At 65.1% G+C, this 21,850-nt stretch carries 17 protein-coding genes; 7 read left to right on the top strand and 10 right to left on the bottom strand.

Annotated elements, in window-relative coordinates; translation table 11 throughout:
- The first annotated feature begins 55 nt into the window (after positions 1–55).
- The 3 genes from HU760_RS12720 to HU760_RS12710 all read left to right on the top strand — a co-directional run bounded on the left by HU760_RS12720 (position 56) and on the right by HU760_RS12710 (position 5,000).
- Entirely contained in the window at positions 56–2,008 is a 1,953-nt protein-coding gene (locus HU760_RS12720; RefSeq protein ID WP_186674220.1) for an acetoacetate--CoA ligase, read from the top strand.
- A 96-nt stretch (positions 2,009–2,104) separates the two neighbouring features.
- Positions 2,105–2,380: a peptidylprolyl isomerase gene (locus HU760_RS12715; protein ID WP_186674221.1), complete on the top strand. Its 276-nt coding sequence runs from the start codon at positions 2,105–2,107 to the stop codon at positions 2,378–2,380.
- A gap of 127 nt (positions 2,381–2,507) precedes the next feature.
- Positions 2,508–5,000, top strand: a complete 2,493-nt coding sequence (locus HU760_RS12710; protein WP_186674222.1) for an autotransporter family protein — start codon at positions 2,508–2,510, stop codon at positions 4,998–5,000.
- Here HU760_RS12710 and HU760_RS12705 read toward each other — a convergent pair.
- On the bottom strand, positions 4,997–5,620 hold the full coding sequence (locus tag HU760_RS12705) for a LysE family translocator (protein ID WP_186674223.1): 624 nt from the start codon (positions 5,618–5,620) through the stop codon (positions 4,997–4,999). The two genes, HU760_RS12710 and HU760_RS12705, sit on opposite strands and share 4 nt — an antisense overlap.
- Positions 5,621–5,749: 129 nt before the next feature.
- Between HU760_RS12705 and HU760_RS12700 the strand changes: the two genes are divergently transcribed.
- Positions 5,750–6,559 (top strand): helix-turn-helix transcriptional regulator, encoded by an 810-nt coding sequence (locus HU760_RS12700; RefSeq protein ID WP_186674224.1) that lies wholly within the window; start codon positions 5,750–5,752, stop codon positions 6,557–6,559.
- 100 nt (positions 6,560–6,659) lie between these two features.
- Positions 6,660–7,274: a LysE family translocator gene (locus HU760_RS12695; protein ID WP_186674225.1), complete on the top strand. Its 615-nt coding sequence runs from the start codon at positions 6,660–6,662 to the stop codon at positions 7,272–7,274.
- On the opposite strand, the gene HU760_RS12690 is transcribed toward HU760_RS12695, so the two are convergent.
- Positions 7,222–7,947 (bottom strand): metallophosphoesterase, encoded by a 726-nt coding sequence (locus HU760_RS12690; protein ID WP_186674226.1) that lies wholly within the window; start codon positions 7,945–7,947, stop codon positions 7,222–7,224. The two genes, HU760_RS12695 and HU760_RS12690, sit on opposite strands and share 53 nt — an antisense overlap.
- 235 nt (positions 7,948–8,182) lie before the next feature.
- Here HU760_RS12690 and HU760_RS12685 point away from each other — a divergent pair, with 235 nt between their 5' ends.
- The gene (locus HU760_RS12685) at positions 8,183–8,926 is read left to right on the top strand and encodes a carbon-nitrogen hydrolase family protein (protein ID WP_186674227.1); all 744 of its coding nucleotides are present in this window, start codon (positions 8,183–8,185) and stop codon (positions 8,924–8,926) included.
- Positions 8,927–9,060: 134 nt separating this feature from the next.
- Here the strand turns inward: HU760_RS12685 and HU760_RS12680 are convergent, their stop codons facing one another.
- The 8 genes from HU760_RS12680 to HU760_RS12645 form a co-directional block, all read right to left on the bottom strand.
- Positions 9,061–9,561 carry a methylated-DNA--[protein]-cysteine S-methyltransferase gene (locus HU760_RS12680; protein WP_186674228.1) on the bottom strand — a complete coding sequence of 167 codons (501 nt, stop codon included), beginning with the start codon at positions 9,559–9,561 and terminating at the stop codon, positions 9,061–9,063.
- 153 nt (positions 9,562–9,714) lie between these two features.
- On the bottom strand, positions 9,715–11,355 hold the full coding sequence (locus HU760_RS12675) for a fatty acid--CoA ligase (protein ID WP_186674229.1): 1,641 nt from the start codon (positions 11,353–11,355) through the stop codon (positions 9,715–9,717).
- Positions 11,356–11,366: 11 nt separating this feature from the next.
- Entirely contained in the window at positions 11,367–13,145 is a 1,779-nt protein-coding gene (locus tag HU760_RS12670) for an acyl-CoA dehydrogenase C-terminal domain-containing protein (protein ID WP_186674230.1), read from the bottom strand.
- Positions 13,138–15,603 carry an efflux RND transporter permease subunit gene (locus HU760_RS12665; protein WP_186674231.1) on the bottom strand — a complete coding sequence of 822 codons (2,466 nt, stop codon included), beginning with the start codon at positions 15,601–15,603 and terminating at the stop codon, positions 13,138–13,140. Before HU760_RS12665 ends, HU760_RS12670 begins: the two co-directional genes overlap by 8 nt.
- A 15-nt stretch (positions 15,604–15,618) precedes the next feature.
- Complete coding sequence (locus tag HU760_RS12660; protein ID WP_186674232.1) at positions 15,619–16,614, bottom strand: WD40/YVTN/BNR-like repeat-containing protein; 996 nt, start codon at positions 16,612–16,614, stop codon at positions 15,619–15,621.
- 21 nt (positions 16,615–16,635) lie between these two features.
- Positions 16,636–17,994 (bottom strand): DUF1329 domain-containing protein, encoded by a 1,359-nt coding sequence (locus HU760_RS12655; RefSeq protein ID WP_186674233.1) that lies wholly within the window; start codon positions 17,992–17,994, stop codon positions 16,636–16,638.
- A 38-nt stretch (positions 17,995–18,032) separates the two neighbouring features.
- Complete coding sequence (locus HU760_RS12650; protein ID WP_186674234.1) at positions 18,033–19,988, bottom strand: DUF1302 domain-containing protein; 1,956 nt, start codon at positions 19,986–19,988, stop codon at positions 18,033–18,035.
- Between the two features lie 74 nt (positions 19,989–20,062).
- On the bottom strand, positions 20,063–20,641 hold the full coding sequence (locus tag HU760_RS12645; RefSeq protein ID WP_186674235.1) for an RBBP9/YdeN family alpha/beta hydrolase: 579 nt from the start codon (positions 20,639–20,641) through the stop codon (positions 20,063–20,065).
- Positions 20,642–20,835: 194 nt separating this feature from the next.
- On the opposite strand from HU760_RS12645, the gene HU760_RS12640 reads away from it, so the two are divergent.
- On the top strand, positions 20,836–21,840 hold the full coding sequence (locus tag HU760_RS12640; RefSeq protein ID WP_186674236.1) for an AraC family transcriptional regulator: 1,005 nt from the start codon (positions 20,836–20,838) through the stop codon (positions 21,838–21,840).
- The last annotated feature ends 10 nt before the right edge of the window (positions 21,841–21,850 follow it).

Raw genomic sequence — 21,850 nt, 5'->3', positions numbered from 1 at the left:
CGCAAGGCCACCCCTACAGGTTCAGGCCACATCGGGTAGTAGCAGGAGGTACGGCATGAACGATGTGCTCTGGCGCCCCTCCACGGCGCAGATCGCGGCCAGCCGGATGGACGCCTTCCGCCGCTGGGTCAACCTGCGTTACAACCTGCAGCTCGACGACTACCACGCGCTGCACCGCTGGAGCATCGAACAGCGCCCGGCCTTCTGGCAAACCCTCGCCGACTATTTCCACGTTCGCTGGCATACCCCGCCGCGCCAGGTGCTCAGCGAAGGTGCGCAAATGCCCGATGCCCGCTGGTTCACCCAGGCCACACTGAACTTCGCCGAACACCTGCTGCGCCGCCGTGATGACCGCCCGGCCCTGGTCAGCGTGCGTGAAGACGGGCAACGCCAGGTACTGACCCATGCCCAGCTGGCGGCTCAGGTGGGCGGATTGCAAAAAGCCTTCAAGGCAGCCGGCATCGGCCCCGGCGACCGGGTCGCGGCGATCATGCCCAATACCTGGCAAACCCTGGTCGCCATGCTCGCCTGCACAGGCCTCGGCGCCGTCTGGTCCAGCTCGTCGCCCGAGTTCGGTGTACACGGCATCATCGACCGCTTCGGCCAGATCGAACCCAGGCTGCTGATCGCCTGTGCCGGTTACCAGTACGCCGGCAAGGACCTCGACCAGGTAGACAAGGTCAACCAGGTATGTGCGCAATTGCCCGGGCTGCAACAGCTGATCGTGGTCCCCCATACCCGCAGCGGTACGCGTGGCGACGAGTTCCAGGCTGCCAACGTCAGCTTGTGGGACGAGTACTTCCAGCCTGGCGGCGAACCCTGCTTCACCCCGCTGCCGTTCGATCATCCGCTGTACATCCTGTATTCCAGCGGCACCACCGGCGCGCCCAAGTGCATCGTCCACCGCGCAGGCGGGGTGTTGTTGCAGCACCTCAAGGAACACGGCCTGCACAACGACCTGAAGGCCGATGATGTGCTGTTCTACTACACCACCTGCGGCTGGATGATGTGGAACTGGCTGGCCAGCGGCCTGGCCGTGGGTGCAACGCTGGTGCTGTATGACGGTTCGCCCTTTCACCCGGGCCCCGAACGGCTGCTAGACCTGATCGACGCCGAGGGCATCCAGGCCTTCGGTACCAGTGCCAAGTACCTGGCGGCGCTTGAACAGGCGGGCCTGGAACCGGCGGCCAGCCATCGCCTGACCAGTTTGCGGCTGTTGCTCTCCACCGGTTCGCCGCTGTCGCCACACAGCTATGACTACGTGTACCGCAAGATCAAGGCCGACCTGTGCCTGGCATCGATGTCCGGCGGTACCGATATCGTTTCCTGCTTCGTGCTCGGCAACCCGACCCTGCCGGTGCGCCGTGGCGAGATCCAGTGCAAGGGCCTGGGCATGGCGGTGGAAGTGTGGAACGAGCACGGCCGGCCGGTGCTGGAGGAAAAAGGTGAACTGGTGTGCACGCACCATTTCCCGTCGATGCCGTTGGGGTTCTGGCATGATCCGGACGGCAGCCGTTACCACGACGCCTATTTCAGCCAGTTCCCCGGGGTATGGGCCCAGGGCGACTACGCTGAACAGCGCGCCGACGGTGGGCTGGTGATCCATGGCCGCTCCGATGCCGTGCTCAACCCGGGTGGCGTGCGCATTGGCACGGCGGAGATCTACCGCCAGGTGGAAAAGGTCGAGCAGGTACTGGAAAGCGTGGCCATCGGCCAGGACTGGAACGGCGATGTGCGGGTGGTGCTGTTCGTGCGCCTGCGTGACGGCCTGCAGCTGGACGATGCCCTGCGCCAGCAGATCCGCCAGGTCATCCGCCAGTACACCACGCCGCGCCACGTGCCGGCGGTGATCGCCCAGGTCGATGATATCCCGCGTACCATCAGCGGCAAGGTGGTGGAACTGGCAGTGCGCAATGTGGTGCATGGCCGGCCGGTGAAGAACACCGATGCCCTGGCCAACCCCGAGGCGCTGGAGCAGTTCCGGGATCGGGAGGAGTTGAAAACCTGACCCATGTCGCCGCTCCTGCACGGACGCGTAATCGCCTCAGCACAATACTTTGAGGCATAATACGCACCTTTTTCGCCCCCGAAGCACAGGTACTCCATGAAAGCCCAAGCCCGCCACATCCTGGTCAGGACCGCTGACGAAGCCGAAAAGCTCAAGCAGCGCATCGCCAATGGCGAGGCTTTCGACGTGCTCGCAAGAAAGTTCTCCACCTGCCCTTCGGGCAAGCGTGGCGGTGACCTGGGCGAGATCCGCCCAGGGCAGATGGTCGGCGCCATCGACCAGGTGATCTTCAAGAAGCCCCTGCGCGTGGTGCACGGGCCGATCAAGAGCAAGTTCGGCTACCATCTGGTGCAGACGTTCTACCGCGACTGATCCCAGTAGCCCTTTGCCACCTGACATTTTTGCCAGTTGTGGCCATGACGCACTCCTCTATACAACTCCGGTAACCCTGCGGGCCACGTGTGGCGCGCAGGACTTCCTGGAGAATGGAGGCTTTCTGATGCGTCTACGCCTGATGCTGACCCTGGGCTCGCTACCCCTGCTGGGCATGGCTCTTCCCGTCGCACAAGCAGCTTGCACCTTCACACCCGGCCCGGGTAACGACACTTACACCTGTGACAGCGGTACCGCGCCCTCGCTGGTGGATACCGGCGGCGACAACCGCCTGGTGTTCCTTGCAAACGGTAGTGGCGCGATTACCGGCAACGTCACCTTCGGTGCGGGCAGGGACAGTATCGACATGGCCTCCGGCAGCATCGGCAGCAACGCCAACCCAGGCTCAGGCACCGAAGGCAACGTCGACCAAGGCTCGGGCAGCGACGACTTTGCCATGAGCGATGGCGTCATCAAGGGCAACCTCAACCAGGGCGATGGCCTGGACACCTTTGATATGAAAGGCGGCTGGATCAAGGGCACATTCGATAGCGGCGACTATGCCAAAATGGACGGCGGACGCATCGGCAACGTCAACATGCGCCTGGACCAGAATACTTTCATCATGCGCGGCGGCAGTGTCGACAAAAACGTGATCACTGCCTTTGACAAGGACTACGTGGAAATCTTCGACGGCACCATCGGCAGCAATATCAGTGTCAGCGGTGGCGATGACCGGGTGCTGGTGCATGGCGGCCAGGTAGGCGGCGATGTGCTGCTAAGCACTGGCAATGACCACTTCATCTGGGACGGTGGCCAGATAGGCGGGCGAGTCGATGCGGGTCCGGGTGATGACGCGGCACTGCTCAAAGGGCTGAAACCCGAGGTGCTGGCCATTGTTCTGGACGGCGGTGAGGGTAACGACAGCCTGACCTTTGACGCCAGCCAGGCAGTTGGCGGCGCCCGCTATGTCAACTGGGAGCTCATGGCGTTGAACAACGGCAGCCAGCTCGCACTCGATGACACGCTGGTGCTAGGGGATACCAACAGCACCACCGGCAGCTTCACCATCGACGCCAGCAGTACCATCAGGTCACGCCAGGGCATAATCGCTGCCTTTGGCCCGGGCCAGCGCGTTACGCTGAACAATGCGGGCACCATCGATCTGGGCAGCGGTAATGACGCTCAAGGCCGGCTGACCGTCCAGGGCGACTACACCGGCAACAACGGCACCCTGCGCCTGAACAGCGTGCTGGCCGGCGACGGCGCTGCCTCCGATCGTCTGGTGGTCAGCCGTGGTGCGATTGGCGGCTCTACCCAGTTACTCATCAACAACCTCGATGGCGCCGGTGCAACAACCGCGCAGAACGGCATTCAAGTCGTTGAAGCGCGTGACGGCGCGGTCAGCACGGCCACCGCATTTGTCCAGACCCAGACCCTTTCAGCCGGCGCCTACGACTACCGGTTGTTCAAGGGCGGCGTGACTGCAGGCAGTGAAAACAGCTGGTACCTGCGCTCCACCCTGGTTGCGCCACCCGCTCCGGCCCCTGCGCCGGAACCGGGCGAGCCAGTGGTGATCGCACCCGCCGCTACCCCGCCTGTCGCGGCCCCGGCGCCGGGCCAGGTCGACCTGCCAGCACCGGTGCCAGGCGAAAGCCTGCCGCTGTATCGTCCGGAAGTTGCGGTGTATGCCGCAGCGCCACGGGGCGCCGCGATCATCGCCCGCCAGGCACTGGGCACGTTCCACCAGCGTCAGGGCGACCAGCAGCTGCTGCAGGGTGACGGTGCCCTGCCTGCCAGTTGGGGCCAGGCCTATGGCGGCGCGCTACGTCAGCAATGGAGCGGCACGGTCAGCCCGAGCCTGGATGGCGACCTGTACGGCTTCAAGGTGGGCCAGGACCTGTATGCCAGGGTTGGCGACAGTGGTTATCGCCAGCACATCGGTATCTACGTCAGCCATGGCCGTCTGGACGCCGACGTCAAAGGCTTCGCCTTGGCCGTCCAGGACCGCAGCGTGGGCGACCTGAAACTCGATGGCGACAGCGTGGGCACTTACTGGACGCTGATCGGGCCACGAGGCCAATACCTGGATGCGGTGCTGCAGTACACCCATCTCGATGGCCGAGCCCGCTCTGACCGTGGTGACCAGTTGAACATCGACGGCCACGCCTGGACCGCCTCGCTGGAGTCCGGCTACCCCATCGCCCTGTCCGACCGCTGGGTTCTGGAGCCGCAGGCTCAGTTGATCGCGCAAAAAGTCTCGCTCGACAGCGCCAGCGATAGCGCCTCGCACATCAACCACGACGCCCAGGTCGAGCTGACCGGCCGGTTGGGCGTTCGGCTCGAAGGGGCCTTCAAAGGCAGCAGCGACCGTCTGTTGCAACCCTATGCGCAAGTCAACCTGTGGCACGGCGATGGTGGCCGCGATACCTTGACCTTCGATGGCGTCGACAAGATCAAGACCGATTACCGCTATACCTCGGTGCAACTTGAAAGCGGCGTGGTAGCACAGGTTGACGAAGCGCTGAGCCTGCATGCTGGCGTGCAGTACACCGCCAACCTGGACAGCCGCCAGCAGGAAGCCAGCGGCGTGAACCTGGGCGTGCGCTGGCAGTTCTAGCGGCGCGCAGCCAACAGGCCGAGGCCTGCGCAGCCCAGCAGCGAGGCGCTGACCCGGTTGAACAGCCGGCGCGGGCCGGGCTGGCTGAACCAGCGCTGCAGGTACGCGCCAAGGCCTGCGTAGATGGCGATGGCGGCCCACTCCAGCAGCAGGAACAATAGCCCCAGCCAGAGAAACTGCTCACTCACCGGCGTGGCACTGCCGACCGAAACGAACTGCGGCAGGAAGGCGGTGAAGATCAGAATCGCCTTGGGGTTGCCGGCTGCCACCCAGAATTCCTGGCGCGCCAGGCGCCAGGTGCCGCGCGGGTAGTCTGCGGCTACCAGCGCCTCGCCCACTGGCGCCCGCCACAGTTGCCAGGCGATATAGAACAGGTACCCCGCCCCGAGCACCTTGATGGCCAGGAACAGGTACTCACTGGTATGCAGCACCACGGCCAGGCCCATGGCAGCCAGGGCAATCATGCCGCTGAAGGCGACGATGCGCCCGCCACCGGCCACGCACGCCGTGCGCAGGCCGTAGCGGCTGGCGTTGTGCAGCGATAGCAGGTTGTTCGGCCCCGGTGCCATGTTCAAGGCAAAGCAGGCGGGGATGAAGAACAGCAGGCTTGAAAGGTCCATTGTCTTTCCTCTGGCGAACAGGCGTCTATTCCGGCGGATACGGGCCTGGCGGTCAAGTTACAGCCAGCGGAAAAAACTGTATGGGTGCGCAGCGCCTGATAAGCTGCCCGCCATACCGAGGACCCCATGATGCCCCGTTCCCATGCCGCGCTGTGGCGCGACCCGGCCCTGCCGCATGTCGAAAGCCGCCGCGCCTGCCATAGCCGGGCCTGCTACAAGGCCCACAGCCACCCGACGTTTTCCATCGGCGCGGTGGATGCTGGCGTCAGTCACTTTACCGGCGCCGGTAACGGGCAGGAACGCCTCGCACCTGGCACGCTGGTCATGATCCCTGCCTGCCGCGTGCATGCCTGCAACCCCGAGCCCGGGCAAGCGTGGAGCTACCAGATGCTGCATGTAGCGGCCGACTGGCTGGCGCGGTTGCGCCAGGAGTCGGCGCTGAACGGTGAAGGCCCCGGTGAACCGGCACGCATCTGTCGCGACCCTGAGGTATACCGACAGTTCTGCGAGCTGAACAGATTGCTGTTTTCCAGCGCCAGCAGTAGCGAAAAAGATGCCGCGCTGGTTGCTTTTCTGGGTGACCTGGATATTGCCGCGCATCCGCCACTGGCGCCGGCACCGGCCCTGACGGCGACCGCGTTGAGTGGGCTGATTGCGCACATCGAAGGCCAGGACCCGGCACAGTTGAGTCTGGCGGTACTGGCCCGGCAGGCCGGGCTTGGGCGCTACCAGCTGATTCGCGCGTTTCGCGCGGCCACCGGGTTTACACCGCATGCCTACCTGCTCAATGCCCGGGTCAACCGTGGGCGCCAATTGTTGGGTGAAGGGCAGGCCCTGGCGGAGGTGGCCTATCGGCTAGGGTTTGCCGACCAAAGCCATTTCCAGCGGGTGTTCAAGGCCCATGTGGGGGTGACACCGGGGCAGTACCGGGGAGGCTGAAGGCCTGCGCGGTCTCTGTAAGCGGCCTGCAATATTGTTCAATACGGCATTTGCGCTGAGGGGCAGAGTCAGGCTTTTCCGCCAGAGCAGTCTCACCCCAATGCAACAGTTCCTGATCGTCGCCCTCGCCCACTTCCTCGCCCTGCTTTCCCCCGGCCCGGACTTCTTCCTGGTCGCGCGCACATCAATCAACAGTGGCTGGCGGGTTGCCAGCGGCGCCTGCCTGGGTATCGCCCTGGCCAATGGCACGTTCATCGCCATGGCCTTCACCGGGCTGTCGGTGCTCCAGGAAGGCAGCCCGCTGTTCAGCACCCTGCAATTGGCCGGTGCCGGCTACCTGCTGTATATCGGTGTGCTGTTCCTGCGCCACGCCGGGCAATCCAGCCTTGGCAGCGTGGCAGGTAACCAGGTCGTTGCAGGCTGGTGGCGCAGCCTGGGCATGGGCTATCTGTCGGGCATCCTCAATCCCAAGAACGGGTTGTTCTATGCCAGCCTGGCCAGCATGGTCAACAGCGCCAGTGTCGGCTGGAAAGCGGCCTGCGCCCTGTGGATGTTCAGCATTGTGCTGCTGTGGGACCTGCTGGTGGCCGTGGCCATCGGCAACCCCTTGGTGTTGCGCCGTTTCGCCCGCAGCCTGCCGTGGCTGGAACGGACCTCGGGGGTCATGCTGGTGGTGCTGGCCATGGCGCTGTTGCTGCACCTGGCGCAGCGCTGAGCAACTGCAGCGTGGCCAGGTCCATGAGGCTGAAATGGCCGTTGGCCCAGCCCCCGGTATCGAGGTGCCAGACATTCCCCAGCTGTTTTGCCTGCAACACCGGCGTGTGACCGACCAGCAAGGCCCGCAAGCCCTTCACGGGCCGGGTATCGCCTTCCTTCAAGCGCCGCCGCGACCACTGGCATACCTCCAGCACCCCGGGGTCGTTATCCAGCTCCAGCCAGGTACGCAATACCTCCCAGTCGGCAAACGGACTGTCGGCATGCAGCAGGCCAACCGGGCCGTTGGCAGTTTCCACTTCCAGGGCGATCGGCAGTTGCTCGAAGCGTTCGACGAAACGCAACTGCTCCCCCGGCGGCAGGTCGAGAAACCAGCCGCCGCCGGCCGCGCGATACATATTCAGGTCGAGCCGCCCACCGCGCAGGCGAGTGATCGCCAAGGCTTCGTGGTTACCCTGCACCGCATGCAGCCACGGTTGCGCCAGCCAGTCCAGCACGGCCTCGCTGTGCGGCCCGCGGTCGACCAGGTCACCGACGCTGAACAGGCGGTCCACCGCCGGGTCGAACCCCACCGCCTCAAGGCATGCCTGCAGGCGCTGGAAGTGACCGTGGATATCGCCCACCGCCAGGTCCCGCCCGCGGGTGTTTGCGGCTACCCGCCGAAACCGGTCCATTGCACTCGTCCTCTGTTGCTGCAGCACGCCCGACCCACTTCTCAAGCAACAGCATGGCACAAGCCGCCCCGGCCGCGCAGGTCGAAGTGCGTTTCGATCACCCAAGAGCCCGGCTCGACGACGGGTTTCCGCGCCTCGCCAAGCCCCCCGCTTTCCTGAAAGAACCCTTCACTGGATCAGACATTGCCGCACAGCGTATGCTCGGCGTTTCGGCCTGCTCCAGGGAGGATGTTTGATGAAGCTGTGTGCCGTGCAACTGGCATCGCTCAAGGGCGATGTGCAGGCGAACCTCGAACGCCACCTGGCCTGCATCAGCCAGGCCGCCGCCCTTGGCGCTGAATTGGTAGTGTTCCCTGAGCTGTCGCTGACCGGCTATGAACCAACCCTGGCGCGTCAGGCCGCCTTGGCTGTCAATGCTGCGCAACTCGACCCGCTGCAGGCCGCCTGTGACCGGCTAGGCGTCACCGTAGCCGTGGGCCTGCCTCTGCCAGCAGCCGAGGGTATCCACATCGGCATGCCGATCTTCAGCCCCGGTGTAGCGCGCCAGGCCTATGCCAAGCAGCGGCTGCATGACGATGAACTGCCCTGGTTCACCCCGGGCGACCAGGCCTTGCTGCTGCAACTGGGGCCGCACCGGATAGCGCCAGCAATCTGTTACGAATCGATGTTCATGGCGCATGCGGCCAGCGCGCGGGAGCAAGGCGCCGACCTTTACCTGGTCAGCGTGGCGAAAACCGCCAAGGGCATCCGCGAGGGCTACGCACACTACCCCGAGGTGGCTCGGGAACTGGGCATGCCGGTGTTGCTGGCCAACTGCGTAGGGCCGGCCGACGCGTTCATCGCTGCCGGCGGTTCGGCGGCCTGGGACAGCCAAGGGCGCCTGCTGGCCAAGCTGGATGATCGCAGTGAAGGGCTGATCGTGCTGGACACCCGCACCGCCAGTGCCGTAGCCGTACCCCTGAGCCGGCACTCGACATGATCCATGTGTTTCTGGCTGCGAATACCTGCGCGCCGTCGGGCCCCACGCACGCCGCGCCCAGCGGCAGTACACCATGGTGGCCGGTTCGCTGCTGACGGTGTTGCTCTGCCTGATCGCCAGCTGGTTTTGAGGCGCTACAGGTCCAGTGCCAGGCTTTGCCGCCCCTCCAGCGCCAACAGGTACTGCTTGGCCGCCAGGCCGCCGGCAAAGCCGGTCAGGCTGCCCGAGGCGCCGATCACACGGTGGCACGGGGCGATGATCGAGATCGGATTGCGGCCATTGGCAGCACCTACCGCACGCACCGCGGCAGGGTTGCCGATGTGCCGGGCAATGTCGCTGTAGCTGCGCGTTTCACCAAAGGGTATCGCCAGCAGCGCGGCCCATACCTGGCGCTGGAACTCGGTGCCGGCAAAATCCAGCGCCAGGTCGAAACGCTGACGCTTGCCGGCAAAGTACTCGCCGAGCTGGCGGGCGGTTTCCAGCAATACCGGGCACTGGTCGTCGCGGTGCAGGGCGCCAAGGCGCACGCGGTTTTCCCGCTCCGTTTCCCACAATACGGCTGCCAGGCACTCGCCACGGGCCACCAGGGTCAAGGTGCCGACGGGGGACTGCATGAAGGTGAATGCGCTGGACATTTCGGGCTCCTGCCAGGTTGCGATGAGCTCACTGTACGCACCCACCGCCATGCCTGCATCCGCTTTCTTGCTCAGGCAATCGCGCAATCGGCAATGCGTCGCGCCTGGACGAGATCGACCTTGGGGATCAGCTTGGCTGGAATGCGCCTCAGTTCAGCTGAGGCCCTGGCGGATGCGCTTCTTGTCGATCTTGCCGACGCTGGTCTTGGGAAGCTCCGGCACACAGCGCAACTGCCGCGGTATTGCCCATTTGTTGAGCTGCCCCTGGTCGACAAATGGCTGCAGGTGCCCGGCCAGTGTCGGCTGGTCAAACTGCATGCCGTCACGACACACCACCAACGCCAGCGGTTGCTCACCCCAGTGCGGGTCCGGGATGCCGATCACTGCCACCGAAGCGACACACGGATGCTGGCTGATGAGGTTCTCCAGGGCCACCGAACTGACCCATTCACCGCCGGTCTTGATCACATCCTTGATCCGGTCGCGAATGCGCACCACCCCAGCTGCGTCGATGCAGGCCAGGTCACCGGTGTGCATCCAGCCGCCCAGCCACAAGGCGGCGCCCTGCTCCGGTTCGTGGAGGTAGCCCTGGGTCAGCCATGGCGCGCGCACCACGATTTCCCCCAGGCTTTCGCCGTCGTGTGGCACCTCCCTGCCCTCGCTGTCGACGATGCGCAGGTCGACCAGGGCAATCGGCACGCCGGCGTCGATACGCAGCGGCAGCTGTTGTGCCATGGGCAGTGCCAGCAGCTCGGCACTGAGGTGGGTGATGCTGAGCAGCGGGCAGCTTTCCGACATGCCGTAGCCACAGTGCACGCTGATGCCGCGTGCGCTGGCGCGCTGCGCCAGGCCCAAGGTCAGTGCGCTGCCACCCAGCAGCATCTTCCAGCCGCTCAGGTCGGAACGTCGCCCTTCGTCGCTGTCGAGCATCATCTGCAGCACCGTGGGCACGCAATGAGAAAACGTCACGCCCTCGTCGCGGTACAGGCGCACCAGCCGGTTGGGCTCGTAACGCCCAGGGTAGACCTGCTTGATACCCAGCGCCGTGGCCACATAGGGTATGCCCCAGGCATGCACGTGGAACATCGGCGTGATGGGCATGTACACGTCGCCACTGCGCAGCAGCGGCAGCTCGCCGCAGGCCGCCAGGGTGCCCTGCTCGACCAGGGTATGCAGCACCAGTTGCCGGTGGCTGAAATACACCCCCTTGGGGTTGCCGGTGGTCCCGCTGGTATAGAACAGCGTGGCCAGCGAATGCTCGTCGAAATCGGCAAACTCGAACTGCGGCTCGGCAGCTGCCAACAACCCTTCGTACTCACCCAGCAGCGGTACGCCCTGCGCTTCGCGGTCACCGTCGCTGAGGCGGATGAAGCCCTCGACCGTCGGCAGGTCCTCTCTCAACTGCGCCATCAATGGCAGGAAGTCGTCGTGCACCAGTACCAGGCGGTCTTCGGCATGGTTCATGGTGTAGCGCACTTGCTCGGTGGAAAGCCGTACGTTCACCGTGTGCAATACCGCGCCCAGCATCGGTACGGCAAAAAAGCACTCCAGCGCACGGTGGCTGTCCCAGTCGAGCAAGGCCACGGTGTCGCCTGGCTTGACCCCGGCGGCGGTCAGTACATTGGCCAGCCGCTGGATGCGTTCGAGCAGCGTGGTGTAGCTGAAGCGCAGCTTGTCGGCGTAGACGATTTCCTGGTTGGGCTGGTAGCGCACGCCCGACAGCAGCAGGCGCTTGATCAGCAGCGGATAGGCGTAGGCCTGCTCTGCCGCAGGCATGATGCGAGTGGTGATCATGTCGGCGGCCTTCACAGTTGCCCGGCCTCGAGCAGGTACAGGCTGTCGCTACCGGCCCTCACACTGGCGCTCAGCGAATGAATGCGTGGCAGCAGGCGGGCAAAGTAGAAACGCGCGGTGCCCAGCTTGCTCAGGTGGAACGGCTCGGGAGCCGCATGACACTGGCAAACCACGGCCATGCGTGCCCACAGGTAGGCGTAGAAGGTGTAGCCAAACACCTGCAGGTACTCCACAGCCGCCGCGCCCAGCTCACGCGGGTTGCCCTGGGCCCGATCGAGCAACCAGGCGGTCAGCTCGTCTAGGTTGCGCACGGCAGCCAGCAGCGGCGCGCCGAACTCGGCGCACGCCGCGGGCAGCGTCTCGACAAAGGCAGTAATTTCGTCGGACACGCTGCGATAGGCCTGGCCGCCATCGGCAAACAGTTTACGCCCCACCAGGTCGAGGGCCTGGATGCCATTGGTGCCTTCGTAGATCTGGGTAATGCGGCAGTCGCGGATCAACTGCTCCTGGCCCCATTCGCGGATATAGCCATGACCGCCCAGCACCTGCTGGCCGTGCACGGTGGTTTCCAGCCCCATGTCGGTGAGGAAGGCCTTGGCCACTGGCGTGAGCAATGCCACCTTGGCCTCGGCCTGGGCGCGTGCGACCGGGGCCTCGCTGTATTTGGCCAGGTCCAGCTGCAGTGCCACATAGGTAGAGAAGGCCCGCCCGCCTTCGTTCAGCGCTTTCATGGTCAGCAGCATGCGCCGCACATCCGGGTGGACGACGATCGGGTCAGCGGCTTGCCCCGGCGCTTCGGCCCCCGTCGGCGCACGGCCCTGCTGGCGATCACGGGCATAGGCAATGGCGCCCTGGTAGGAGCGTTCACCCAGGGCCAGGCCCTGGATACCTACGCCAAGGCGCTCGTAGTTCATCATGGTGAACATCGCGTTGAGGCCCTTGTTCGGCTCACCGACCAGGTAGCCGATTGCACCGTCGAAGTTCATCACGCAGGTGGCCGAGGCCTTGATGCCCATCTTGTGCTCGATCGACCCGCAACTCACCGCATTGGCCTCGCCCAGCACGCCATCGGCGTCAACCAGCACCTTGGGCACCAGGAACAGCGAGATGCCCTTGGGTCCTGCTGGCGCATCCGGCAGCCGCGCCAGCACTAGGTGGATGATGTTCTCGGTCAGGTCCTGCTCACCGCCAGTGATGAAGATCTTGGTCCCGCTGATGCGGTAGCGGCCATCGGCAACCGGCTCGGCGCGGGTGCGAATCAGGCCCAGGTCGGTGCCAGCGTGCGGCTCGGTCAGGCACATCGAACCGGTCCAGCGCCCTTGGTACATGGGCGGCAGGTACAGCGCCTTCAACGGCTCGCTGGCATGGTTGAGCAGCGCCAGGCAGGCCCCGGCGGTCAGCATCGGATACAAACCAAACGACAGGTTGGCGGCATTGAGCATTTCTTCGAGCTGGGCACCGATCACTTTCGGCATGCCCATGCCACCATATTCCGGGGCACCGGCCACGCCCACCCAGCCATCGGCGGCAAATGCCCGGTAGGCGTCGGCGAAACCCGCAGGGGTATGCACCTGCCCGGCGTCCCAGCGGCAGCCTTGCTCGTCGCCACTGCGGTTGAGCGGCGCCACCACCTCGGCAATCAGCCGGCCGGCCTGTTCGAGCACGGCCCGGGCCGTGTTGCCATCGACCTGCTCGGCCAGGGCGGGGGTTTGCGCCCACCAGGTCGGGATATCGAACACTTCGTTGAGCAGAAAATCCATGTCGCGCAGCGGCGGAAGGTAATCAGACATGAGGCGAGCACTCGGTTTCTTGGGTTTGTGGAAGCGGCGTGGCCTGGGCCTCGGCAGGCACCGCAGCGGCCTGACCACGCAAGAGGAAATGCGATAGCGCGGGGATCAGCACCAGCGCGCCAAGCATGTTCCACAGGAACATGAAGGTCAGCAGCAGGCCCATGTCGGCCTGGAACTTGATTGGCGACCAGGCCCAGCCAACCACCCCGGCGGCCAGGGTGATGCCGACCAGCCCCACCACCCGGCCAGTGAAGGCCACGGCTTTCTGGTAGGCCTGGGCCAGGCTCAGCCCGGTGCGCTGGTAGTGCAGTTGCACGCTGAGCAGGTACAGCGCGTAGTCCACGCCGATACCCACGCCAAGGGCGATCACCGGCAACGTGGCAACCTTGACGCCGATGCCCATGGCCACCATCAGCGCTTCGCACAGCACCGAGGTGAGCATCAGCGGCAGGATCGCGACCAACGTGGCGCGCCAGCTGCGGAAGGTGAACAGGCAGAACAGCGTGACCGCCAGGTATACCAGTAACAGCATGCGATGGTTGGCCTCGCGCACCACCACGTTGGTGGCGGCCTCGATGCCGGCGCTGCCGGCAGCCAGCAGGAACTGCTGTTCGGCGTTGCTGTTGGCCCGGGCAAAACGTTCTGCCACGGCGGCCACCTGGGCCAGGGTGTCGGCGCGATGGTCCTTCAGGTAGGCGATTACCGGCATCAGCGAGCAGTCGTTGTTGAACAGCTCGGGGGCGTTGACCGAGGCCTGCTGGGCGGCGTAGTTGAGCACGTCCTGGTTGCGCTGCAGGCTGTTCAGGCGCGGGTTGCCTTCGTAGGTGCCGGCGGTGATCTGGCGCACGGCATTGGCCAGCGACACGGTGGCCTGCACACCCGGCAATTGTTGCAGTTCCCAGGCCAGGCGGTCGGCCAGGACCAGCGTCTGGTATTGCAGGCAGCCTTCCGGTGCGGTCTTGACCATGACCGCGAAGGTATCGCTGGACAACGCGTAGTGCCGGGTGATGTAGGCGTTGTCGAGGTTGTAGCGAGAGTCGGCGCGCAGTTCGGGGGCACCGCTGTCGAGGTCGCCGATTTTCAACTGCAGGCTGCCCCAGATGCCAAGGCCGCACAGAGCCAGGGCCACCAGCAGTGCGGCGCTGGCCCATTTGCGTTCGGTAGAGCGGTCGAGCAGGTCCCACAGCCGGCCGAAACCGCGGTGCTGCGCTGCGCGGGCGTCGATGTACAGGGCCCGCTCGGCAGCCTTGCGACCAACACCTACATAGGACAGCGCCACCGGCATCAGCAGCAGCGAAGTGAAGATCAGCACCGCCACGCCGATGCTGGCGGTGATGGCCAGGTCCTGGATAACCGGGATGTCGATCAGCATCAGCACGGCAAAGCCCACCGCATCGGCCAGCAACGCAGTCACCCCGGCCACGAACAGGCGGCGGAAGGTATAGCGCGCGGCCACCTGGCGGTGGGTGCCACGGCCGATGTCCTGAAGGATGCCGTTCATCTTCTGCGCCGCGTGGGATACTCCGATGGCGAAGATCAGGAACGGCACCAGGATCGAATACGGGTCGATGGCGTAGCCCAGCCAGGCGACGATGCCCAGTTGCCACACCACCGCAGTCAGCGAACACAGCACCACCAGCAGGGTGCTGCGCACGCAACGGGTGTAGCAATAGATGACCAGCAGGCTGGTCAGCACTGCCAGGGCGAAGAACGCCATCACCTGGATCAGCCCGTCGATCAGGTCCCCCATCAGCTTGGCGAAGCCGATCACATGGATGCGGTACTGGCCGCTGGCCTGGTACTGGCTGCGCAGTTGTTCGAGCTTCTGCGAGAAGGCGTGGTAGTCGAGGCCTTTGCCGGTAGCCGAATCCTGGTCGAGCAGCGGCACGACCAGCATGCTCGACTTGAAGTCGCGCGCCACCAGGCTGCCGACAATGTTGGCGCGCTCGATGTTCTGCCGCAGCTGCTCGATGTCACCCGCAGCGCCCTGGTAGCCGTCGGGCATTACCGGGCCACCCTGGAAGCCCTCCTCGGTCACCTCGGTCCAGCGCACCGCCGGGCTCCACAGCGACTTAACCCAGGCCCGGTCCACGCCCTGGCTGAGGAACAGCTCGTCGTTGATGTGCCGCAGGGTCTGCAGGTAGCCCGGGTCGAAGATGTCGCCCTGGGTGTTCTCCACCACCACCCGCACCGCGTTGCCCAGGCCACGCAGTGATGCGCGGTTTTCCAGGTAGTTCTGGATGTAGGGGTGGCTCTGCGGCAGCATCTTGTCGAAACTGGGGCGCAGCTCCAGGCGGGTCAGCGCCATGTAGCCCAGCACCAGGGTCGCCAATAGCATGCACAGCAGGAACGGCAGGCGATGGTTGAACACCAGGCGCTCCAGGCCATTGCCCGAGCGTGGGTCGAAATCGTCGAGGTTGCGGATTACCGGCAGGGTGTCTTGGCGGGTAGCGGCCATCAGGGTCTTCTCTTGTTATGGGTGCAGCGTGGGGTTACCGGGCTGGTTGCGCACGCCCCGCTCGCCGACCAGTACCAGGCCGTTGCCGGTATCGGTGGCGAGCGCGGTCACCGGGCCACGGGCGCTTTGCGGCACCGGGCTGAAGCTGGCGCCATCATCCCGGCTGAGCAGCAGGTCGCCAGCCTGGCTGGCCAGCCATAGCTGGCCGTCACGGCCGACACCGGCGGCGGTGAGGCTGGTGTTCACACCCGTGCTGACCGGTTGCCACTGCCGGCCGCCATCGGTGCTGCGGTAGGCATGCCCACGCAGGCCGTAGACCAGCAGTACGCCAGGCTTGCCGATAGCACCGAACAGTGTGCCGGCGTAGGGTGTCTGGACACGGCTGAAGCGCTCACCGGTTTGCTTCAGCAGCAGGCCTTGCTCGCCGGTGATGTACAGCTCGTCACCTACCGCGGCCAAGCTGGTCAGGTGCAGGCCTTGCGGGTTATCGCTGTGGTCGAGCCAGGGCTGCCAGTGCTCGCCGCCATCAATGGTGCGCAACAGCAGGTTGAACACGCCGACCGCATAGCCATGGCGGGCATCGCTGAACCACACGTCGAGCAAGGCATTGTCGCTACCCGTGCCCGGCAGTTGCTCGGCCAGTGCCCGGCCATCCAGCTGCTTCTGCCAGTGCACGCCGCCATCGCGGCTGTGCAGCACCACGCCATCGTGGCCAACCGCCCAGCCCAGTTCGGGCGTGGCGAAGCTCACGGCATTCAGGTCGGCGCTGACCGGTACCTGGGCCTGCTGCCAGTGCGCGCCATGGTCGTCGGAGTACAGGATGTGCCCTCGCGGGCCCACCGCCACCAGGCGCTGGCCGGCCAGGGTGACATCGCGCAAGGCGCTGCTGGCGACCAGGGCGCTGGACATGGCGGGCAGGTCCAGCACATCGGTGAAGGGCGCAGCCTGCGCCGCGCCCTGCAGCGCGGCCAAGGCCAGAACTACCACGCTGCATCGTTTGAAGACAGACATTGCCACCTCTGCTCCGTACGCTCAGCGAATGCCGTTGCCGGCCAGCGATTCGGGCGACCACTGGGTTTTCGACAGCGGGTCGATGTAGCGGATGCCGCCGTAGGCACCGACCACGCCATTGAGGTTGTAGGTGCCGCCGATCAGGTCGTAGATCATGAACGGTGTGGCGTCCGGGGTCTGCTTGTCATAGCTCTGGGTGAGGAAGGCGAACGAGCCGCGGTACAGCTGGCCACGGGCGTCGTACTGGTCCGAGGCCAGGGCGATCCAGCTGTCTTCGTCGAGGTAGAAGCGGCGCTTGTGGTAGATATGGCGCGCACCGTCCTTGAGCTTGCCTTCCACCACCCACACCCGGTGCTTCTCCCAACGCACGAACTGCGGCGCCAGGTGGTTGGGGGTGATCACCTGCTTGACGTCGGTGTTGTAGGTCAGCTGGTAGGTGTTGTACGGCACGTACATTTCCTGCTTGCCGACCAGGGTCCAGTCGTAGCGGTCCAGCGCACCGTTGAAGACAAACACGTCATCGTAGGTACCCGAACCCGAAGTGCCCGGGTTGGGCGTGTCGTAGGCGAGGTTCGGTGCCAGCTTGACCCGGCGCTGGCCCGGCAGGTACTGCCAGGCACTGCGTGGCTGCACCAGCGGGTTGGCGGCATCGCGCAGCATCATCGCTTCGCCGGCGCGGCGTGCGGGCCCGGTGTACACCAGCTTCATCTGGTAGTAGGTGTCCTTGGCACCGATCGGCTTGGTCATGTCCTCGTAGATCGGGTAGCTGATATTGGCCTGGCCAGTCGTCGACAGCGATGGCTTGCCGGCAGCGTCGACGTTCCACGAGTCGTACTTGGCAGTCATGCTCACGCCCTGATAGCGCAGCAGGAAGTTCCACATGGCCTCGGCGCCGCTCTGCGGAATGGGGAACGGGATGCCCGGCAGCACGTTGTCCACCGCCGTGCCGCCCTCCTGGCTGTTGGCCGCAGTGGCGTTCTTGCGGGTGTTGTCGAGTACCGCTTGCGGCAGCGCCACGCTACGGTGGGTCGGGTATACATCGACGCGGTAGCTGGGGTAGCGCTTGAGCAGTTCCAGGGTGGTGGCAGTCAGCTGGCCCTTGTACTGCTCGGCGTTCTTGCCATCGATGACCAGCAGCGGCTTGTCGCTGGCGAACGGGTCGGGGCGCATGCTGGCGCCGCTCTGGTAGCTGGCTGGCGGCGTCAGCAGGCCGCCCTGGTAGGCCGGGATGGAGCCATCGGCATTGCCGGCCTTTTCCGCGCCGATGGCGGTCAGGCTGGTGCCCAGGCGCGCGGCCTGGTCAGTGGAAACGGCGGCCTGGGCAGCATTCAGGGCGGCCAGCGACAGGCACGAGGCCAGCAGGGTACGTACGAAATTCATGATGGTTGTCTTCCTGTGTAGGCTGTAGGAAACATGACTCAGAAGGTCGTCTTGACGGTCAGGTACAGGGCGCCACGGTCCTCGGTGGTGGCACCACCGCCGGAGAAGGAGGCGTAGCCACCGCCGTAGCAGGTGTAATCCTGTTCGCCGTCCAGGGCGTTGGGGGTGCTGCCGTCGGTCTGGCCGTCCTTGCAGGCCTTGGTCTCACCGAAACTGTCGACGTACTTGAGGTCGACGAAGTACTGGTTGTAGATCGCGGCGCTCACGCCCACCGCATAGTTGCCGGTGTTCTCGGCGCCGCCGCCTTGCACCGGCGACACGCCGTCGAGGCCGACGTTGACCGACAGCGGCATGCTCAGGTCCATGCCCGGCAGCACCTGGTACCAGGTGGGGGTGAAGTTGACCGCGATGCCCCAGTTGTCGCGGGTGGCCTTGTCGATGCCGCGGTAGCTGCTCTTGCCCTTGTACAAGGCCTCGTTGTGGCTATCGAGTTTGAGCAGGTTGCTGTAGAACAGCTCGCCAAGCAGGGTTGCCGAATCGAACAGCGGCGTATCGCCAATGGTCATCAGGCCGTTCAAGGTCCAGTGCAAGGTGTCGCCGGTGGCGCTCAGGCCGTCGCCATCCTTGGGCACGTCGTAGATCACCCCGCTGCTGGGCAGGCGTGCCGGAAGCAGGCCGAAGCCGCCGCCCAGGCCACCCTGGCCGGGGGCGCTGACGATTGCCGGGATGCTCGCCAGCGGCATGTTGTGGCGGATGTTGAGGTCGCTGCCGACACTGATACCGCCCACATCCTTGGACAGGCTCAGGCCATAGATGTCGATGTCGTCGGAATAGGCGAACTGGTAAGTGGTGCTTTGCAGCGAGTTGTACAGGTTGCCGACCGCCCCCTGGCGGCTGCCCGGCGGGTTGCCGAACGGGCCGTTGGCGACGGTCATGCCGCGCGCGTCGAGCCAGGCCTGCGGGAGGATCTCGGAGGTCTTGCGGTAGTAGAAACCGAGAGTGCCGCCCAGCCACTCCGGCGACCACTTGGCCATGATGCCCCAGTCGCCGCTCTTGCCCGGTTTCAGGTCGTGGCCACGACGGATGCTGGTCAGCGCGCCGCGCACCGGGATCAGCCCCGGGGTGCCGGTGTGGCCGAGCAGGAAGCTCTGCGCCCCCTCGCCGACCACGTCCGAGCCGCCATAGTAGGTGCCGGCCTCGGGTAAACGGGCGGCGTCCCAATCGAAGAAGTACTGGGCGCCGAGGGTCAGTTCGGAGTTGACCAGGAACGAGGTCGACAGCTGGTTGCGTGGCACGAACAGTTCCTTGGCCTCGGTGCCCGGCGAGGCGGCCAGCTTGGCCAGGTCCAGGCCGGACTGGCCGTAGCTCAACGAGTGCACCGGGTTGAGCAGGGTTTCACCCCAGAACAGGTTGTGCTGGCCGAGCTTGGCGCTGACCTGCGAGGCCTCGCCGACTTCACGGCTGAAGAACACGAAGGCATCCAGTACTTCACCGGACGGGCCGCTGTAGTAACGCTGGGCGTAGTTGCTCAGGTGCGGGCTACCCAGCGGCACACCGGTGCCGGGCAGGCCATTGAGGCTGGGGTTGATGCCGGACTGGTCACCCTTGCCATTGACGAATGGGTTGCTACTGGAACCGGTGTTGTCATAGGCCTTGTCGTACCAGCTGGCGGTGCTGACCCGGAACCCGGTGTTGCCCTGGTAGACCACATCCAGTTCGGTCAGCAGGTCGACCCGGTTGGTGATGTTGGTGCCGGCCTTGCGGAAGTTGTAATCACCGTCGTTGCTGTTGGGCGTGCCCAGCATGCGCTGGTCGGCGCTTTCGGTGCGTACGCCGTAGTTGTACTTGACGGTGTTGTCGAAGCGTACGGCCCAGTTTTCATTGCCGGTGTCGACTTCAATTGCTTGGGCGGCGGGTAGCGCGAGCAGGCTGACGGCGCAAGCGAGCAGGCAGCGCTGTGGCTTCACAGCACGGTGAATGCGGGTTACTGGCATTACGATGGCTCCACGTATTGTTATTGTTTTTACGCCACCCGTCTTTTTGCGGGCGTGGCTGGGGCGTCCATGCGCTATTGCAGGTTCGGGTTATCCAGGCGGCGGACCAGGGCTTCGGCCAGCGGCCAATGGCCGAAACCGGACGCTGGGTTGAGGTGGCCAACGGCCCCCAGGTTGATCAGTTCGCTGCCCCAACGGCGGGCCAGGTCGCCAGCCGTGGCGTAGCTGGCCAGGTGGTCATTGCTGCTGGCAGCGACAATGCTCGGGAATGGCAATGGCGCCTCCGGCACCGGCGCCCAGCCATGCTCAGCCAGGCTGGCCGGGCTTGGGTAGTGGGCCGGCCATGGTGCGTTCAGGTCCGGTGGTGCCGCCAGCAACGCCCCTTTGACTGGCCGCTGGTAGCGCGCCGCCCAGTGGGCGACCATCAATACCCCGGCGCTGTGCGCCACCAACAGCACCTCGCCGTCGATCTGCTCCAGCTCACGCTGGATCGCTTCGACCCGGGCCGTGCAGCTCAGGCGGTCAACCTGCAGCGGCGGGACGCTGCGAACCTTGGCCAGGCGCTTGGCGAGCAAGGTCTGCCAGTGCTCGGCAACATGCTCGCGCAGGCCAGGGACAATCAACACGGTGGCAGTGGTTTGCAGTTTTTCCACGGTGAACCTCGTCTCGGGATGCAGCTCTTGAGGTTCACAGTAAACAGCGCGCCACTGGGGTGCTTCACATTCGGCGTCAGGGGCTTTTCATTTGATGACAAAGGGCCCGCGAGGGCTTTGCTTTTCAATTCATGACACGCAGTCTATAAAGCACGAAACGCATGTCGGCATACCCAACATGGAAAACAACAAGAATGCCTGCCCTCGTCCGTGCCGCCAGTTTGACCAACTACCTCGAAGTGTCCCGCCACCTGGGCCTGAACCCGCACGCGTTGCTGGCGCAGGTTGGCCTCAGTGCCGCGTTGCTCGATGACCCCAACCGGCGTATCCCGGTTGCCAGTGTCATTGCCTTGCTGGAAGCCTCGGCCAGCACCAGCCACTGCGAGAGCTTCGGCCTGCGCATGGCCGAGTTGCGGCAACTGTCGGATTTTGGCGAAATCAGCCTGCTGCTCAGCCACCAGCGCACCCTGCGCGATGCCCTGCAGGTGATCGTGCAATACCGGCACCTGCTCAATGACGCCCTGGCCATTCATATCGAGGAAGCCGGCAAGACCGTGATCATTCGCGAAGAGGTGATCAACGAGCGCGCGCCTTGCAGCCGCCAGGCCACCGAGCTGGCCATCGGCGTGATGATGCGCCTGTGCGCGGCCCTGCTAGGTGCCCACTGGCACCCGATCAGCGCCAACTTCACCCACGCGGCCCCAGCCGACCTGGCGACCCACAGGCGCATCTTCGGCTGCACTCTGGTGTTCGGCAGTGAGTTCAACGGCATTGTCTGCCCCGCCGCCGATCTCGACAGCGCCAGCCCCCAGGCCAACGAAGCCATGGCCCGTCTGGCGCAGCGTTACCTGGACAGCCTGCCGGCGGGCGGCACCCCGTCGCTGGAGCTGGAGCTGCGCAAGACCATCTACCTGCTGTTGCCCATGGGCCGCGCCACCATCGAACAGGTGGCGCAGACGCAGGGCATGAACGTGCGTACCCTGCAGCGGCGTCTCGAGGAAAACGGGTTGACCTTCAAGGACCTGATCAACAGCGTGCGCCGCGACCTGGTGATGCGTTACCTGGAAAACCCCGGCTATTCGCTGGGGCGCATTGCCGACATGCTCGGTTATTCCATGCCCAGCTCATTCACTCGCTGGTTCATCGCCCAGTTCGGCATGCCACCGGCCAGCTGGCGGGCCCGGCACGATGAAGTGTAGGAGCGGATTC

It is taken from the genome of Pseudomonas oryzicola (assembly GCF_014269185.2).
Classification (GTDB): domain Bacteria; phylum Pseudomonadota; class Gammaproteobacteria; order Pseudomonadales; family Pseudomonadaceae; genus Aquipseudomonas; species Aquipseudomonas oryzicola.
The sequence above is the reverse complement of the archived record's forward strand: the minus strand, read 5'-3'. Positions and strand labels throughout refer to the sequence as shown.